Origin of the sequence: Rhizobium sp. BG4 (genome assembly GCF_016864575.1) — a bacterium.
In the GTDB taxonomy this organism is placed as follows: Bacteria; Pseudomonadota; Alphaproteobacteria; order Rhizobiales; family Rhizobiaceae; genus Rhizobium.
The window spans coordinates 3743228-3760075 of record NZ_CP044125.1 but is presented as its reverse complement, the minus strand read 5'-3'; the positions used below and the strand labels follow the sequence as shown (position 1 = coordinate 3760075).

Here is a 16848-nt window from a genome sequence, read left to right as displayed (position 1 = left end):
GGCTTGCGGCGACATTGCCGACTCGCGAAGCATCGCTCACGCCCGGCGGGTTAATATACCCAAGACCCACAGAATTTCCATGCTTGCAGGATTGCAAATATGCCACGGTCCCTCGAAATCCAAATGAATTCATTCCCGATCGCGGGCACCTTCACCATCTCGCGCGGTGCAAAAACCTCCGCCGAGGTGATCTCGGTGACATTGCGCGAAAATGGCGGGCAAGGATGGGGCGAATGCGTACCCTACCGCCGCTACGGCGAGACGATGGAAAGCGTCCAGGCACAGATCGAAGCCGCCCGGCCGCTGATCGAATCAGGAATTTCTCGCGAAGACCTGCTCTCGGCGATGGCCCCGGGTGCCGCCCGCAACGCCGTCGATTGCGCGCTCTGGGATCTCGAATCGAAACTCTCGGGCACCAGCGTCGCAAGCCGCATCGGCCTGACGGCGCCGAAGCCCCTCACCACTGCCTACACGATCTCGCTCGGCGAGCCCGACGTGATGGCGGCGCAGGCCGGCGAACATGCCGGACGCGCACTGCTGAAGGTCAAGGTCGGCACCGGCGACGATGAAAGCCGCATCCGCGCCGTGCGTGCCGCAGCCCCCAATGCGGCGATCATCCTCGACGCCAATGAGGGCTGGCCGGAGGCGGCACTCGAGTATCACCTGAAAATCTCAGCCGAAATGAACATCGCCCTCGTCGAGCAGCCGCTGCCGGCGGGCAAGGACGAGATGCTGGCCGTGATCAATCGCCCGGTCATCGTCTGCGCCGACGAAAGCGTCCACCACACCGGCGATCTCGCCAGCCTGCGCGACCGCTACGACGCGATCAACATCAAGCTCGACAAGACCGGTGGCCTGACGGAGGCGCTGGCGATGAAGCGCGAGGCACAACGGCTGGGCTTCCAGATCATGCTCGGCTGCATGGTCGGCACCTCGCTGGCGATGGCACCCGCCGTTCTGCTGGCGCAGGATGCCGAATTCGTCGATCTCGACGGCCCGCTCCTGCTCGCCAGAGACCGGGAACCCGGCCTGCGTTACGAAGCTTCCCTTGTCTTCCCGCCGGAAAGAGAGCTCTGGGGCTGAAGGTAATAGGCAACGAAGACCAGCGTCATACCGATCGCGGCCACCAGCGCCATCACGTAGTAGCTGGCAAGGCCGAGCCAGGCATAGAGATAGCCTGATGCCAGCGTCATCAGGCCCATGAACATGCCGTTATAGAAGAAATAGGCGCCCTGCGCCGAGGATTCCTGCGTTGCTTGCACCGAGGCAACGATCCGCCGCTGCACGCCGGTATGGACGAAGGCATAGGTGCAGGAATGGAAACACTGCAGGAAGAAGAAGCCTGCGAAACTCCAATGCATAGGAAACAGCACCCAGCGGCAGATGCACATGGCGCAGCCGATGCGGATCAGCGTCCAGGCATTGAAGCGGCGGTTCAGGTGCTTGGAGATGAAGAACACCATCACCTCGGAGGCAACGCCGGCACTCCAGAGAATGCCGACCTGCGTCCCCGAAAAGCCGAGCTGGTGCCAGTAGATCGAGGCGAAGGCATAGAGCAGCGCGTGGCTGGACTGCTGGATCGCCACGCCCCAGAGCAGCACGAGAAGATGCGGCTGGCGGAGCGAACTCCCCGTCGCCTGCTGCAGATCGACGGGCACGTTGCGCCGCCGCGTCGGGCCGATGCGCGGACAATAGATCGCCATCGCCATCGTCGTCCCAAAGCCGAAGATCATCACAGGCAGCACCATGTTGCCGCCCCAGACACCGATCATCTCGCCGCCGATCATCGTCGAGACGATGAAGGCGATCGAGCCCCATACGCGCATAGACCCATAATCCAGTCCCCAGCGCCGGACACCGGAGATGACGATCGATTCGACGATCGGCACATAGGGCGCGAAGGTGGCGCCCTGGATGCTGTAGACGATCAGGACCGGCCAGAATGTCGTCGTCCAGTAGAGCGCAATCGCCGTCAGCAGCGACAGCCCGCCCGACCACAGGAGAACGTCGGCGCGCTCCTCCATCCGGTCGGCGTACATGGCAACGATGGGCGCCACGAGCACGCGCACCACCATCGGCACGGCAAGGATGACGCCGATCTCGTGATCGGTGAATTTGTGAACCGCAAGCCAGACGGGGAAGAACGGAAGAGCCACACCGTTGACGATCAGCGGGGCGCAGTAAGATAGGGCGCTGAGCAGCCGGAAACGCGGCGGAGCCCCCTCATCGACAGAGGCATTCTGGGCGGGAATCATGGTGGACCTGCAGGAAACTGTGCGTTGCCTAACACATCAACCTAGGGGCGACTATGGCGAGAAATAGCCCATTTGAAACGTTTTAAAAAATAAATAGGGCCGTTGCCCGGAGGCAACGGCTAAAGGTCTTGCAATATGGCGGGTTGAAAATCAGGCAGCCTGCGGAGCGCGCTCGGGCTGGTGCGTCAGCTTCAGCGTGACGGGCTCGGTGCTGGCAATGGCATTCCAGGTGATCAGCTCGAAAGTACCGTCTTCATGCTCGGCAATCGCCGTGCAGCTCTCGACCCAGTCGCCGGTATTGATGTAGCGCACGCCGTCCATCTCTTCGATGACGGCATGGTGGATGTGGCCGCAGATGACGCCATCGGCGCCGCACTTGCGGGCCTCGTCGGCGACGACACGCTGGAACTCGCCGATGAAATTGACGGCGTGCTTGACCTGCAGCTTCGCCCAGGCCGAGAACGACCAGTAGGGCATGCCCATGCGGCGGCGGATGGCGGCCAGCACGATGTTGATGCGGATCGCCATGTCGTAGGCCCAATCGCCGAGATAGGCGAGCAGGCGGGCATTACGCACGACGACGTCGAATTCGTCGCCATGCAGCACCAGATATTTCTTGCTGTCGGCGCCTTCATGCATGATCCGCTCGGCGACTTCGATGCCGCCGAAATGCATGCCGGGGAAGTCGCGCAGGAACTCGTCATGATTGCCGGGGATATAGACCACACGCGTGCCCTTGCGCGCCTGGCGCAGCAGCTTCTGGACCACGTCGTTGCAGACCTGCGGCCAGTACCAGCTGCGCTTGAGCCGCCAGCCATCAACGATATCGCCGACGAGCACGATCGTATCGGCCTCGTGGTAACGCAGAAAATCGATCAGAAAATCGGCCTTGGCAGCCTTCGAACCAAGATGCACATCGGAAATGAAGAGCGTACGGAAGTGGCGCGTATCCATATTATCCTTCACAGGCTTCCTGCCCATGCCCCATCGTTCATCTGGCCTTCCAAAACCAGACTCGTGTTTCAGGAAGATGACAGCGCGGTTGTTTGACGCATGGCGCGGGCATAAGAGTTTTCCGCTTTTGAGCTCAAATTCTCACTGTCCAGCCACGCCGATTGTTGTATGGAGAAGTCTTCAAACGACATGACTGCGGCATTGGAGAAGGCAATGGATAATCAGGACAAATCCAAGACGGAGAAGAACCTGACAGGCGGAACTCTCGACGAACAGGCGCTGTTCTTCCACCGCTATCCCCGCCCCGGCAAGCTCGAAATCCAGGCAACCAAGCCGCTCGGCAACCAGCGCGACCTGGCGCTCGCCTATTCGCCGGGCGTCGCCGCCCCCTGCCTGGCAATCCGCGATGATCCGGAAACCGCTGCCGACTATACGTCGCGCGCCAATCTGGTCGCCGTCATTTCCAACGGCACCGCCGTCCTTGGCCTCGGCAATATCGGCCCGCTCGCGTCCAAGCCGGTCATGGAAGGCAAGGCCGTCCTCTTCAAGAAATTCGCCAATATCGACGTCTTCGATATCGAGGTCGATGCCTCGACCGTCGAGCAGATGGTCTCGACCGTCGCCTCGCTGGAGCCGACCTTCGGCGGCATCAACCTCGAAGACATCAAGGCGCCTGAATGTTTCGAGATCGAGCAGCAGCTGCGCGCGAAGATGCGCATCCCTGTCTTTCATGACGACCAGCACGGCACCGCGATCATCGTCGCCGCCGCGATCCTGAACGGCCTGGAACTGGCCGGCAAGTCGATCAGCAACGTCAAGATCGTCACGTCGGGCGCCGGTGCCGCCGCCCTTGCCTGTCTCAACCTCCTGGTCGAACTCGGCGCCAAGCGCGAGAACATCTGGGTCCACGACATCGAAGGCCTCGTCTATCAGGACCGCAATGTCCTGATGGACCAGTGGAAGGCCGTCTATGCGCAGAAGAGCGACACCCGCACGCTCGCCGAAAATATCGGCGGCGCCGATGTCTTCCTGGGCCTCTCCGCCGCCGGCGTCCTGAAGCCGGAACTGCTGGAGCAGATGGCAGAAAAGCCGCTGATCATGGCGCTCGCCAACCCGACACCGGAGATCATGCCGGAACTCGCCCGCGCCGCCCGCCCGGACGCGATGATCTGCACCGGACGTTCGGACTTCCCGAACCAGGTCAACAACGTTCTCTGCTTCCCCTTCATCTTCCGCGGCGCGCTGGATTGCGGCGCCGAGGAGATCAACGAAGCCATGAAGATGGCAGCCGTGCGCGCCATCGCCGGTCTCGCCCGCGAAGAGCCGTCGGATGTCGCCGCCCGCGCCTATTCCGGCGAGACGCCGGTCTTCGGGCCGAACTACCTGATCCCGTCGCCCTTCGATCCGCGCCTTATCCTGCGCATTGCGCCCGCCGTCGCCAAGGCTGCGGCCGAAAGCGGCGTCGCGCGCCGTCCGATCACCGATTTCGACGCCTATCTCGACCAGCTGAACCGCTTCGTCTTCCGCTCCGGCTTCGTCATGAAGCCGATCTTCACCGCCGCCAAGGCTGCCGAGAAAAAGCGGGTCATCTTCTCGGAAGGTGAAGACGAGCGCGTGCTGCGCGCCGCCCAGGTGCTGATCGAAGAAGGCATTGCCGAACCGATCCTGATCGGCCGTCCGCAGGTCATCGAGACCCGTCTGCAGCGCTACGGTCTGCGTATCCGTCCGCTCGCCGATTTCGCCGTCATCAACCCGGAAGACGATCCGCGCTTCCGCGAATATGTCGATCTCTATCTGTCGCTGGTCGGCCGCCGCGGCGTCATTCCGGAAGCGGCGCGCACCATCGTGCGTACCAACACCACCGTCATCGGTGCGCTGGCGCTTCGCCGCGGCGAGGCCGATGCGCTGATCTGCGGTCTTGAGGGACGCTACGAGAAGCATCTGCGCGACGTTCGCCAGATCATCGGCAAGCGCAAGGATGTCCGTGATTTCTCGGCGCTCAGCCTGCTGATCTCGCAGCGCGGCGCGACGTTCTTCACCGACACCTACGTGACGTTCAATCCGAGCGCCGAAGAAGTGGCGGAATCGGCGGTTCTTGCCGCCGAGGAAATCAAGCGCTTCGGCATCACGCCGCGCGCCGCCCTCGTCTCGCATTCCAACTTCGGCTCGCGCGAAAGCGAGAGCGCCACGAAGATGCGCGGCGCCCTGCAGCTGATCCGCGATGCAGCGCCTGATCTCGAAGTCGATGGCGAAATGCATGGCGAAAGCGCGATTGCCGATGAGATCCGCAAGCGCGTCATGCCATCCACGACATTGCACGGCGAAGCCAATCTTCTGGTCTTCCCGAACCTCGATGCGGCCAACATCACACTCGGCGTCGTCAAGTCGATGACCGACGGCCTACATGTCGGCCCGATCCTGCTCGGCACGGCGCTCCCGGCTCATATCCTGGCGCCTTCGGTCACCTCGCGCGGCGTCGTCAACATGGCGGCTCTGGCCGTCGTCGAGGCACAGCAGCCGGCGTGAATTTGCGGTCGATCGGAAAAATGCGTTAGAATTCCTTCGTTAGCTTGTTAACGGAAGGCAGCTAGACAGGATGGATGCGGCAAATGCCCTGCCGCTTCCGGTTTGACTATGCTGCGGGATGATACCGTGAAACGCCGAAGCCTGACCCTTGCCCTTTTCCTTGCGGCTGCCGCGCCCGCGGCGGCCCAAACGAGTGCGATCTGCGAGGATCTGCGCGGCCGTCTTGCCGACCTGCCGCAGGTGATCGGCAACGGCCCGGAAATCCGCCAATATGCAAGCGCCATAGCCGAGCAGAACCTTGAGCTTCGCAAGCTGCGCAACGACCTGCGCAGCAACGGCTGCACCGTCGACAGCATGGTCGTCATCGGCGGCGAGAATGCCGGCTACTGCAGCGACCTGCAGGAATCCGAAGCGCGGATGATCGACAACATCCACTACCTCCAGGACCGCCGCAACCAGCTGCGCGAATCCGGCGGCAGCGATATCAACGAACGCCGCCAGCTGATGGCCGCCCTCGACGACAACGGCTGCAACGACGATCCGGGCTATCAACCGGACGAGCGCGCCTATGAACCGGCGCCAAGCACTGAAGAACAGGCGATGCGCGGCGATACCTTCATCCCGCTCGGCAATGGCGAGGAAGGCAACACGCAATATGGCGTGCCGCGCGGCGAGATGATGTCGCATGTCAGCACCATGTGCGTGCGCACCTGCGACGGCGGCTTCTTCCCGATCAGCACCAACGCCACCTCGATCGATTTCAGCCGCGATGCCTCGACCTGCTCGAAAATGTGCCCCGGCATCGAGACCGAGCTTTTCTATCAGGACGTTTCGAACACCGACGCCGCCAACATGGTCTCGGCCGCAACGGGCGCCCGCTACGGCGCCATGCCGAACGCCTTCGCCTACAAGAACCGCGCTCCCGGCGAAAAGTCGTCCTGCACTTGCAATCTGACTGCCTATTACGAGCAGATGCGCAAAAACCAGACCGCCAGCGCGCCGCCGCCGAAGGGCTCGATCACGACGATCACCACCAAACCGCCGGCAACGGCGGCTCCTGCGCCCGCCGCGCCACAGGTGCAGGTCCCCGACCGGCCCTATGAGCCGCAAAATAGCAAGGTCCGCCAGGTCGGCCCGCAATTCCTCGCAGGCGACCAAGGCAGCATCGATCTGAAGAACCCGGCAACATCAGGCCCACAGCCGCAGCAGCAACAGCAGAACTAACCGGCATAGACTGAACGTCGACCGGTCCTAGCGGCGGCCCCAGCCATCGCGGAAGACCAGCTCCTCGAGCGGCAGCCGCTGCCGCCAGCCTTTGACGGCGAGTTCCGGCTCCCGGTAGAGCTCGTCGACATAGCCGACGCAGAGCCAGGCAACGATCTCGATATGCGCGGGCACGCCGAGGATCTCCTTGAGTTCGTTCTCATGGAAGATGCTGACCCAGCCGACGCCGACGCCTTCGGCCCGCGCTGCGAGCCACAGGTTCTGCACTGCGCAAACGGTCGAATAGCTGTCCATCCGCGGATTATGCGTACGCCCCAGCACCACCTCGCCGCTGCGCGTCGGATCGCAGGTGATGCAGAGGCCGAGCGGCGCCTTGAGGATGCCTTCGAGCTTCAGCGACCGGTAGGTCGCCTGCCGCTCGCCATCGAACATCCCGGCCGCCTCATGGTTGGCCCGATCGAACGCCTCCCACACCCGCCGCCTCACAGCGGCATCGTCGACGACGATGAAATTCCACGGCTGCATGAAGCCGACCGACGGCGCGTGATGCGCGGCCGAAAGCAGCCGCATCAGCACATCCTCGGGTACCGGATCCGGCAAAAACTGGTCGCGCACATCGCGCCTGGTCTTGATCGCCCGGTAGACGGCATCGCGCTCGTCACCGGAAAAAGCGGATGCGCGCTGCAGCGCATCCCCGCTCAAGGGTCGCATCGTCAAATCCCCAACAACGCAACCGACCCGCCGTCCGCGCGGGATCAGTCTATGATGCCAGGCCGGTCTTCTGACTTGGCGTCATCCGCCCGCCGCAGCCTTCCCGGGATCACCCAGTGGCATGATGCGGCAGGCGTCAGCCTTACAGCGTTGGGCACGTTCCGGTCTTCCACCGGATTCCCGATTCTCCCGCCATGGCGGGCACCTGACACGACCGTCATGCCCGCTTTTCAGCAGCCTATCAAGAGGCCGGGAAATAGCGCACATAGGCAAACTCATCACCATCCGGTGACCAGCAGGGAACATTGATCGTGCCCTGCCCGCCGAACAGTTCGAACAGCGTCGTCAGGTTGCCGCCATCCATGTCCATCAGCCGCAGCCTGACATGCAGGTCGCGCGGGTGATCGAAGACATCTGGATCGTAGGAGAGGATCAGCACCTTGTCGTTAGCAGGTGCCGGATGCGCAAACCAGTTGCCGTAATTGTCGTGGGTCACCTGCTCCAGCCCGGTACCGTCAGGATGGATGCGCCAGATCTGCATCAGCCCGGTGCGGCTGGAATTGAAATAGATCCACTGCCCGTCGAAGGAATAGTCCGGCCCGTCATTGCGCCCCTCGCCATGCGTCAACCGCCGCTCCGCGCCGCCATCGACCGCTATCGTGTAGATGTCGAAGATATCGTCGCGGATACCGCAATAGGCCAATTCCTTGCCGTCGGGCGACCAGCCGTGCCAGTAGGACGGAAGATTGGTGGTCACCTGCTTCGGCGCCCCGCCTTCCGCTGGAAGCGTATAGATGCAGGATTTGCCGTATTCCGTCTTATCGGAAATCACATACCGCTTTCCATCGGGCGAAATGCCGTGATCGTTGTTGCAGGCGGCGGCAAAGCCGGTGTCGACCTGCTTCAGCCCGCCCTCACCATCCGGTGACAAGCGGTAGAGCAACCCGTCGCCGTTCAGCAGCAGATAGCGCCCGTCAGGCGAAAAGTTCGGTGCCTCGATCAGCTGCTCCGTCTGGAAAACCACCCGGCTCTGGCCAGTGCGGATATTGTAGATCTCGACCGAACTGCGCATGCATGCCTCCCGCATTGTACGGCGGTCCGGCTATCCGCCGTTCCGCTTCATTCTGATTTGCATGCGGTTTGTGCCATGCATCTGTGTCTCGATAAAGTCGCATCGCTTCAAAAGCGAACTGAGGTTCGGAGCGCCGAAATGCTGCGCCTTGAAGTCGGGATAGACCTGCCGCAGCAGGGTGCCGAGCTCGGCGATATCGAGCCAGCCTTCCTCCCTCAGCTTGGCAGTCTGCAGCGCCTGCGCGATATAGGGCCGGATGCTGGGCGATGGCTGCAGCGCCACGACCTTGGCCAGAGCCGGAAGGTTCGCCGGCGCCTCTAGCAGACGCAGCTCGAAAAAATCGTCGAACGACTCGCGCAGCAGCCTGGAAGCATTCGGCGCACCAAGCCCAATCGCCTGCTTGCCGCGCATTCGGATACGCGTCGCCAGATGGCCGATGTCACGATCACTGCTGGCGATGCAGAAAAGATCGATTGCCGAAGCTCCTAGATATTCCATCGCATCGACGGCAAGCAGGATATCCGCGCCGTTCTTGCCCGACTGGGAGCTGACCGCCGTCTGTAGACTGAGCGCATGCTTTCCGGCGGCCGCGACCCACGGCTGCGCAGCCTCCCGCGTGAAGTCGCCATAGGCGCGCCGCTCGATCAGGCGCCCGTAGCCCGAGGCTATGTCGATGATCTCACCCGCCGAGCGCGCCGGCAGGTTTTCGGTATCGATGAAGACGGCGACTTTCGTATCACGCACGATCACGACCTCCCGCGTTTCTGACGATAGAAACGCGGGAGAATGCGGAAGTCAGCAGCTTTCGGTTGATCGGGTTAACGATCGCTAACTGCGATCCCTAAACCGGTTGGTAATCGGGTAGCGGCGATCACGGCCGAAATTCTTCTTGGTGATCTTCACGCCCGGCGCCGACTGGCGGCGCTTGTATTCGGCGAGGTAGAGCAGATGCTCGACGCGGTGGACGGTAGCGACGTCATGACCGCGCGCCACGATCTCGTCGACGCCCATTTCCTTCTCGACGAGGCATTCGAGGATGTCGTCGAGCACTGGATAAGGCGGCAGCGAATCCTGGTCCTTCTGGTCCGGGCGAAGCTCGGCGGAGGGTGCCTTGTCGATGATATTCTGCGGGATGACGACGCCCGATGGACCCAGCGCATCCGGCGGCACATGTGCGTTGCGCCAGCGCGAGATTGCATAGACCTGCATCTTGTAGAGGTCCTTGATCGGATTGAAGCCACCGTTCATGTCGCCGTAGAGCGTGGCGTAACCGACAGACATTTCCGACTTGTTGCCTGTCGTGACCACCATCGAGCCGAACTTGTTGGAGATCGCCATCAGGATGACGCCGCGGGCGCGGCTCTGCAGGTTCTCTTCGGTGATGCCGCTATCTGTGCCTTCGAAGAGGTCCGACAGCGCCGAAGTGAAGCCCTTCACCGGCTCCTCGATGGGCACGATATCGTAGCGGCAGCCGAGCGCCCTGGCGCAATCGGCGGCGTCCTTCAGCGAATCCTCCGATGTGTAGCGGTAGGGCAGCATGACGGTGCGCACCCGCTCCTCGCCGAGCGCATCGACGGCAATCGCCGCGCAGATCGCCGAGTCGATACCGCCCGAAAGGCCGAGCACCACATTCTTGAAGCCGTTCTTGTTGACGTAGTCGCGGAAGCCGAGCAGGCAGGCGCGGTAGTCGGCCTCTTCCTTCTCCGGAACATGCGACATCGGCCCTTCGCTGCAGCGCCAGCCGTTCTCGCCGCGCTTCCAGGTCGTGACCGCAAGCGCCGGCTCGAACTGGCTCATCTGGAAGGCTAGCGACTTGTCGCCGTTAAAGGCGAAGCTGGCGCCATCGAAGACCAGTTCGTCCTGGCCGCCGAGCTGGTTTGCGAAGATCAGCGGCAGGCCGGTCTCGATGACCTGGCGCAGCGCCACCTGGTGGCGCACGTCCACCTTGCCGCGATAATAGGGCGAGCCGTTCGGCACCAGCAGGATTTCAGCGCCGCTTTCGGCCAGTGTCTCGCAGACGCCGAGATCGTTCCAGATCTCCTCGCAGATCGGCACGCCGATCCTGACGCCACGGAAATTCACCGGCCCCGGCATCGAGCCTTCGTCGAAGACGCGCTTCTCGTCGAACTCGCCGTAATTCGGCAAGTCGATCTTGTCGCGTAGCACCAGGATCTTGCCGCCATCGATGACCGCAACCGAATTGTGCCGCCCGGTTTCGCCCTGGCGGGGGAAGCCGACGATGACGCCCGGGCCGCCATCGGCCGTATCGGCAGCAAGATCGTCGACCGCCTTCTGGCAGGCTTTCAGGAAGGCCGGCTTCAGCACCAGGTCTTCTGGCGGATAGCCCGAAATGAAGAGCTCCGTCAAAAGCAGAAGGTCCGCGCCCTGGCGTGCCGCATCGGCGCGTGCCTCGCGGGCTTTCGCAAGATTTCCTGCAACATCGCCTACGGTGGGGTTCAGCTGCGCGACGGCGATACGGAGCGTGTTCAAGGGAGCGTTTTCCTGTGTCATGTCATTTATTTAGCGCGCGCGTCCTCGCCCCGCAACGTGCTCCGCCATGAAAAGCGGCAGTGTCTGATACGCGGAAAATTCAAATCCCAGGGAAAAGCAAGGAAACATTAATGGTTCATCTAGCGTTCATGGCGGGCATGTGACAGTTCGATGAAGTTTTTATGACGCCGCGAAATCGGCGGGAATGACATTGGAGTCCGCCTTGATCGCATCGGTCATGAAGTCCGCGCAGGCCAGAAGAATGGTGCTGCTTTCCACTGGTCTCGGCTCCAATGTCCGCTCTCCGGCTGCCCGCGGTGTCCTCAGCGTCGCGCTGACCTTGTCGATCGCGCTGCTCAGCGTCATCGCCGTCGAATGGATCGCCCGCAGCACGCTTGCCGATGTCGGCGATTTCCTGACCTCGACGGCCCGCCCCGGCATGACCACGGTGGCGATGCTGACCATCCTGATGCTGACGTTGGACGCCGCTTTCGGCCGCCGCCATCAATCCGCACTGATCGTCGTGCCGCTGGTGTTGATCCCGGCTTTCGTCTCGAACCAGAAGCAGCACTATCTCTCCGACCCGTTCTATCCGTCGGATATCCTGTTTGCCCGCCAGATCATGGAACTTCTGCCGGTGATGGTCCGTGACCGGCCCTTCACCGCGGTCGCCCTCGTCATCGGTATCGCGCTTCTCGGTGCCGGCATCGTCTTCGGCTGGCGCTATGCCTGGCGCACCTTCCCGAAGCTCTCGGGCCAGGCGCGTCTGCGCCGCCTCTGCCTCGGCCTGCCCGTTATCGCCGCCTTCGGCTCGCTGATGGATTATTCGCAATATTCCTATATCCGCGACCGCCTGCAGGTCGTGCCGATGATGTGGGACCAGAAGGAAAACTACCGCAGCAACGGTTTCATCCTGGCCTTCATCTTCAACGTGCCGATGGCCGATGTCGCGGCTCCGGCCGGGCTGAATACCGAAGCGCTGGATGCGATCCCTGCCCGCAACTACGGATATCTCGCCGGCCCGCGCGAAAAGCCTGATGTCATCATGCTAATGAGCGAATCCTTCTGGGATCCGACGCGGCTGAAGAACCTGAATTTCAGCGCCGACCCGATGCCGACGATCCGTGCGGCGCAATCCGGCTATGTCTTCTCGCCGGAATTCGGCGGCATGACAGCGAATGTCGAGTTCGAGGCGCTGACCGGCTTCTCGAATGCTTTCCTGCCCTATGGCAGCATTCCCTATCAGCAGTATATCCGCCGCGACATTCCCTCGCTCGCCACCTTCTTCCGCGGCGAAGGCTATGCGGCGCGCGCGCTGCATCCCTTCAGCGGCTGGTTCTGGAACCGCAACGAGGTCTACAAGGATTTCGGCTTCGAGGAATTCCGCACCGAGGAAACCCTTCCGCCGATGGAAAAGCGCGGCATCTTCGCCTCCGATGACTCGCTGATGAAGGAGATCATGCGCGAGGGCGACGGCCTCGACAAACCCTTCTTCTTCTTCGCTGTCACCCTGCAGGGACATGGCCCCTACGAGGCCAATCGCTACGCGCACAACTCGATCGAGATCCAGGGCAACATCCCGGAAGCCGACCGCGCCACGCTCGCCACCTATACGCAGGGCGTCAAGGAAGCTGACGACAGCCTGAAAATGCTGATGGACTGGGCTTCGCACCGCGACCGCGAGACGATCATCGTGCTCTGGGGCGACCACCTGCCGCCGCTCGGGAATGTCTACATGAGCGCCGGCTACATGCCGGACCAGGTGGCCACCCGCAAGGCGCCGCTCGACGTCATGAAGCAACAGCACGAGACGCCGCTGGTCATCTGGTCGAGCAAGAAGGGCGTGAAGCAGGATGTCGGGACGATCAGCCCGTCGCTGATCTCCTATAACCTGCTGAAATTCGCCGGCTTCGAGCATCCCTACTACACGGGCTTCCTCGGCCGCGTTCAGAAGAAGTACGACATCATCGACCGCTACCAGCTGGCGACCCGCAAGAACGAAGTCACGCCGGATTGGGTTCTCGACCCCAAGAAGCTCGACCCGCTGGTGCGCGACTACCGCTATCTCCAGCATGACGTGATGTTCGGCAAGGCGCAGACGCTCGACCGCTTCTTCCCGCAGCACGTGATGGTCAACGAAGCCAGCTACTGAGCCTAAGACTTTAATTTGCATTGCATTCCGCCGGTCGGCGGGAATACTGGCTCCGACGCGATAACGCTTCGGAGCCAGGCATGTATAATCTTCCCAATTTCATCCACACGCATTTCGGCAAGAGCGCCGACGAACTCGGCGATATCGAGAAGCGCGTCCTCGCGAAGGCTCACGAGCGCAGGATCATCTCGACCGACGTCAACGCTGCACTCTCGGCGGAATCCTCCTTCGGCCAGCGGGTTGCCGACGGCATTGCACGCGTCGGCGGCTCCTGGTCCTTCATCATCGCTTTCCTCGCCTTCCTGGCCATCTGGACGGTCGTCAACACCATCATCCTCGCCACCGGTGCCTTCGACCCCTACCCCTTTGTCTTCCTCAACCTGATCCTCTCGATGCTGGCCGCCATCCAGGCGCCGATCATCATGATGTCGCAGAACCGCCAGGCCGAACGCGACCGCTTCGAGGCCGCCAAGGACTATGAGGTCAATCTGAAGTCGGAGCTTGAGGTCCTGTCGCTGCACCAGAAGATCGATATGCGGGTGCTGACCGAACTGACGGCGCTTCGCGAGGATGTCGCCCGCCTCAGCGCCGCCCTGGAAGCCAAGAAAATCTAGCAAGCGCCCGGATATTGCGGCAGGCCGTCGTTGATCTCGTAGAAATCACCCTTGTCGGCGCAATAGATGTGATAACCGATGGCAAGATCGCTCGGCTTGTCGAAGGCACCGGCGAGGATCGACACGGCATCGGAGCCGATCCGCTGCCAGAACAGCGCGGAGCCGCAATTGCGGCAGAAGCCGCGCTCTGCCGCCTCGCTCGACTGGTACCAGTGCAGGGTTTCGCGGCCATCGATCACCAGCCCGTCGAGCGGCACATCGGCTGAGGTGAAGTAGAGGCCAGTCTGGCGCCGGCACTGCGAGCAATGGCAGGCGACCACCGGCCCGGGCTTGTTCCTGCTCCGAAACCGGACGGCACCGCAGGCGCAGCCTCCCGTATATTCCCTCTCCATCGTCCGATCCTCCGCCGTCATCTGCAGGGGAAATTGGCTGCAGTCGCGCGCCCGGTCAAATCCAATCTCTTGATGGAAAAGGTCAGCATTATTGATGACTTGCGCCCGCCCCACGCCGGGACAGCGTCGCGCACAAACCAGCAAAAGTTGCAGATGAAAACTGACCGCCGGCCGCACATTTCCCGAAATGGGGCAGGCTCGCAAAGCCAAAACACACGCATCACGTTCATTAGCTAATCTAAAATTAAGAGATGCGGCCTTATATAAGACGAAGCTCAACCGAGCTGACATGAGGTCCAACATGATCGTGTTCAACCGTTTCCGGTCGAATGAAAGAGGCGCCGCCGCCATCGAATTTGCGATTGTCGCGCCCATCTTCCTCCTCGTCATCCTGACGCTCATCGCCTACGCCATCTATTTGACCGCCGCCCATTCCGTTCAGCAGATCACCGCAGACGCAGCCCGCACCGCTGTCGCCGGCCTATCGGCGAAGGAGCGCGAAACGCTGGTCGATAATTTCATCACCTCGTCAACGCTCAATCATCCCCTGCTCCAGAAAGACAAGATCCACATCACCGTCACCACCGATCCCAGCAACGTCAACCAGTTCACGGTGACGACGGAATATGATGCAAACAACCTACCGATCTGGAATCTTTACACTTTTCCTCTCCCCGAACACATGATCCGGCGCTTCGCGACCATCCGGATGGGAGGCATCTGAATGCCGTTCAATGCCCTGCGCTTTTGCCGCGACACCCGCGGCAACATCGCCATCAGCGCTGCCATCTGCGCGCCCCTGATCGTCTACTCCCTCGGCATGGGTATTGACTACGGCATGCTGACGCTGCAGCAGCGCCGCCTGCAGCAGTTGAGCGATATCGGCGCCATTGCCGCGGCGTCCGATATCAACCATGCGCCGGAACAACTGCTCGCCAATTTTAAGCACAACGGCATCGACGCCGCCGTCACCATCGAGAACGGCTACCTGACCGGTAAAGGAACGCTCCCGAAGGGCGCCGACCTGTCACAATTCCAGGCTGTTGTGAGCTATGCGCCCGGCGCCTACGTCGCCGATCTCGCCATTGCACCCGATCAGCGCTTCGTCGCCGGCAAGCAGCCATACGATGCCGTCAAAGTTGCAGTGTCACAGAAGGGCGAGCTCGCCTTCGCCAATATCTTCGCCAGCGCCCCGACCCTCAGCGCCGCCGGCACCGCATCGGCGGCCAAAGTCGCCGCCTTTTCCGTCGGCTCGCGCCTTGCCAGCATCAACGACGGCGTTCTCAATGCGCTGCTCGGCGCCCTGCTCGGCACGAGCATCAGCCTGAAGGCCGTCGACTACGAAAGCCTCGCATCGACAGATATCAACCTGCTCTCCTTCCTCGATCTGCTGGCGACCAACATCAATGCCAGCGCCGCCACCTATGACGAGCTATTGGCCACCGACATCTCCTATCCGCGCCTGCTGAACACGCTCGGCAAGACGCCGGGCCTGCCTGCTGCTATCGACAAGACGCTGAGCTCGCTGGAAAAGACACTCGGCACGTCGCAGATCAAGGTGAAGCTCGAGGATATCCTCAATCTCGGCAGTACCGGCGAACGGGCAATCGGCAGCGGATCGAACCTGCAGGTCGATGCAACAGTCATGGAGCTCCTCTCCGCAACGGCGCTCGCGGCCAATCAGAAGAAGCAGGTCGCCGCCAACGTCAACAGCGCCATTCCCGGCCTGCTGAACGTCAAGCTGACGCTTGCGGTCGGCGAAAAGCCCGTCGGCTATGCCGCAAATGCGGTCGGCACATCGGGATCGGCCGTGCGCACCCCGCAGATTCGCCTGGCGATCGAAACCAGCGTCCCCGGTATCGGCATCATCGGCGGCATGAAACTGCGCGTCCCGCTCTATGTCGAGGTCGCCTATGCGGAAGCCAGGCTCTCGAGCATCTCGTGTCTCGGCGGCGGGGCGAAGAACGTCAATGTCGGCGTCGAGGCGGTGCCGGGCGTTGCCGAGATCGCCCTCGGCGACGTCGATACCAGCGCCTTCGCCAATTTCGGCAGCAAGCCGCGCGTCAACAAGGCGACGCTTCTCGATGTCCTCGGTCTCCTGAGGGCGAGCGCCATCGCCGACGTCAACGTCACCAATCTCGACAAGAGCAAACTGACCTTCCAGCCCTCCGATATCGCCGCCAAGGCGATCAAGAACATCTCGACCAAGGATACGCTGACTTCGACGGTCCAGAGCCTGCTCGGCAATACTGAAGTCGACGTCCAGCTGCTGACCCTGACGCTCGGCACGCCGAAGGCGGTGACAGCGGCGGTATCGCAGACGCTGACCGGGCTGACCAAGCCCTTAGATGAGCTGCTCTACAACACGCTGTCGATGCTCGGCATCAAGATCGGCGAAGCCGACATTCGCGTCACCGACGCCCGCTGCCAGCAATCGGTGCTGGTGCAATAAAAAAGC

Annotated in this window: 14 protein-coding genes and 1 riboswitch; of the genes, 7 read left to right on the top strand and 7 right to left on the bottom strand. The window is 62.0% G+C overall.

The window, feature by feature from the left end; all coding sequences use genetic code 11:
- The first annotated feature begins 99 nt into the window (after positions 1-99).
- On the top strand, positions 100-1083 hold the full coding sequence (dgcA, locus tag F2982_RS18800; RefSeq protein ID WP_203428746.1) for an N-acetyl-D-Glu racemase DgcA: 984 nt from the start codon (positions 100-102) through the stop codon (positions 1081-1083).
- On the opposite strand, the gene F2982_RS18795 is transcribed toward dgcA, so the two are convergent.
- Together F2982_RS18795 and F2982_RS18790 are read right to left on the bottom strand one after the other, a co-directional pair.
- Positions 1035-2255, bottom strand: a complete 1221-nt coding sequence (locus F2982_RS18795; protein ID WP_203428745.1) for an MFS transporter — start codon at positions 2253-2255, stop codon at positions 1035-1037. The two genes, dgcA and F2982_RS18795, sit on opposite strands and share 49 nt — an antisense overlap.
- Positions 2256-2405: 150 nt before the next feature.
- On the bottom strand, positions 2406-3209 hold the full coding sequence (locus tag F2982_RS18790; RefSeq protein ID WP_203428744.1) for a UDP-2,3-diacylglucosamine diphosphatase: 804 nt from the start codon (positions 3207-3209) through the stop codon (positions 2406-2408).
- A 213-nt stretch (positions 3210-3422) separates the two neighbouring features.
- On the opposite strand from F2982_RS18790, the gene F2982_RS18785 reads away from it, so the two are divergent.
- Both F2982_RS18785 and F2982_RS18780 read left to right on the top strand, forming a co-directional pair.
- Entirely contained in the window at positions 3423-5735 is a 2313-nt protein-coding gene (locus F2982_RS18785; protein ID WP_112716575.1) for an NADP-dependent malic enzyme, read from the top strand.
- Between the two features lie 126 nt (positions 5736-5861).
- On the top strand, positions 5862-6959 hold the full coding sequence (locus F2982_RS18780) for a DUF2865 domain-containing protein (protein WP_203428743.1): 1098 nt from the start codon (positions 5862-5864) through the stop codon (positions 6957-6959).
- 27 nt (positions 6960-6986) lie between these two features.
- On the opposite strand, the gene bluB is transcribed toward F2982_RS18780, so the two are convergent.
- The 4 genes from bluB to F2982_RS18760 form a co-directional block, all read right to left on the bottom strand.
- Entirely contained in the window at positions 6987-7670 is a 684-nt protein-coding gene (gene bluB / locus F2982_RS18775) for a 5,6-dimethylbenzimidazole synthase (protein ID WP_203428742.1), read from the bottom strand.
- Positions 7671-7712: 42 nt separating this feature from the next.
- Positions 7713-7894, bottom strand: a riboswitch (cobalamin riboswitch).
- A gap of 17 nt (positions 7895-7911) precedes the next feature.
- Positions 7912-8742 carry a PD40 domain-containing protein gene (locus F2982_RS18770; RefSeq protein ID WP_203428741.1) on the bottom strand — a complete coding sequence of 277 codons (831 nt, stop codon included), beginning with the start codon at positions 8740-8742 and terminating at the stop codon, positions 7912-7914.
- 30 nt (positions 8743-8772) lie between these two features.
- Positions 8773-9486: an NYN domain-containing protein gene (locus F2982_RS18765; protein WP_203428740.1), complete on the bottom strand. Its 714-nt coding sequence runs from the start codon at positions 9484-9486 to the stop codon at positions 8773-8775.
- Positions 9487-9570: 84 nt separating this feature from the next.
- The gene (locus F2982_RS18760; protein WP_203428739.1) at positions 9571-11253 is read right to left on the bottom strand and encodes an NAD+ synthase; all 1683 of its coding nucleotides are present in this window, start codon (positions 11251-11253) and stop codon (positions 9571-9573) included.
- 202 nt (positions 11254-11455) lie between these two features.
- On the opposite strand from F2982_RS18760, the gene F2982_RS18755 reads away from it, so the two are divergent.
- Together F2982_RS18755 and F2982_RS18750 are read left to right on the top strand one after the other, a co-directional pair.
- Positions 11456-13384 carry an LTA synthase family protein gene (locus F2982_RS18755; RefSeq protein ID WP_246777480.1) on the top strand — a complete coding sequence of 643 codons (1929 nt, stop codon included), beginning with the start codon at positions 11456-11458 and terminating at the stop codon, positions 13382-13384.
- A gap of 80 nt (positions 13385-13464) precedes the next feature.
- A complete protein-coding gene (locus F2982_RS18750; protein WP_130278182.1) occupies positions 13465-13998 on the top strand; it encodes a DUF1003 domain-containing protein in 534 nt (177 codons plus the stop codon).
- Here the strand turns inward: F2982_RS18750 and F2982_RS18745 are convergent.
- Entirely contained in the window at positions 13995-14390 is a 396-nt protein-coding gene (locus F2982_RS18745; protein WP_203428737.1) for a GFA family protein, read from the bottom strand. The genes F2982_RS18750 and F2982_RS18745 overlap by 4 nt on opposite strands.
- A gap of 301 nt (positions 14391-14691) precedes the next feature.
- Between F2982_RS18745 and F2982_RS18740 the strand changes: the two genes are divergently transcribed.
- Positions 14692-15114: a TadE/TadG family type IV pilus assembly protein gene (locus F2982_RS18740; RefSeq protein ID WP_112716595.1), complete on the top strand. Its 423-nt coding sequence runs from the start codon at positions 14692-14694 to the stop codon at positions 15112-15114.
- Positions 15115-16842 carry a pilus assembly protein TadG-related protein gene (locus tag F2982_RS18735; protein ID WP_203428736.1) on the top strand — a complete coding sequence of 576 codons (1728 nt, stop codon included), beginning with the start codon at positions 15115-15117 and terminating at the stop codon, positions 16840-16842.
- Positions 16843-16848 lie beyond the last annotated feature (6 nt).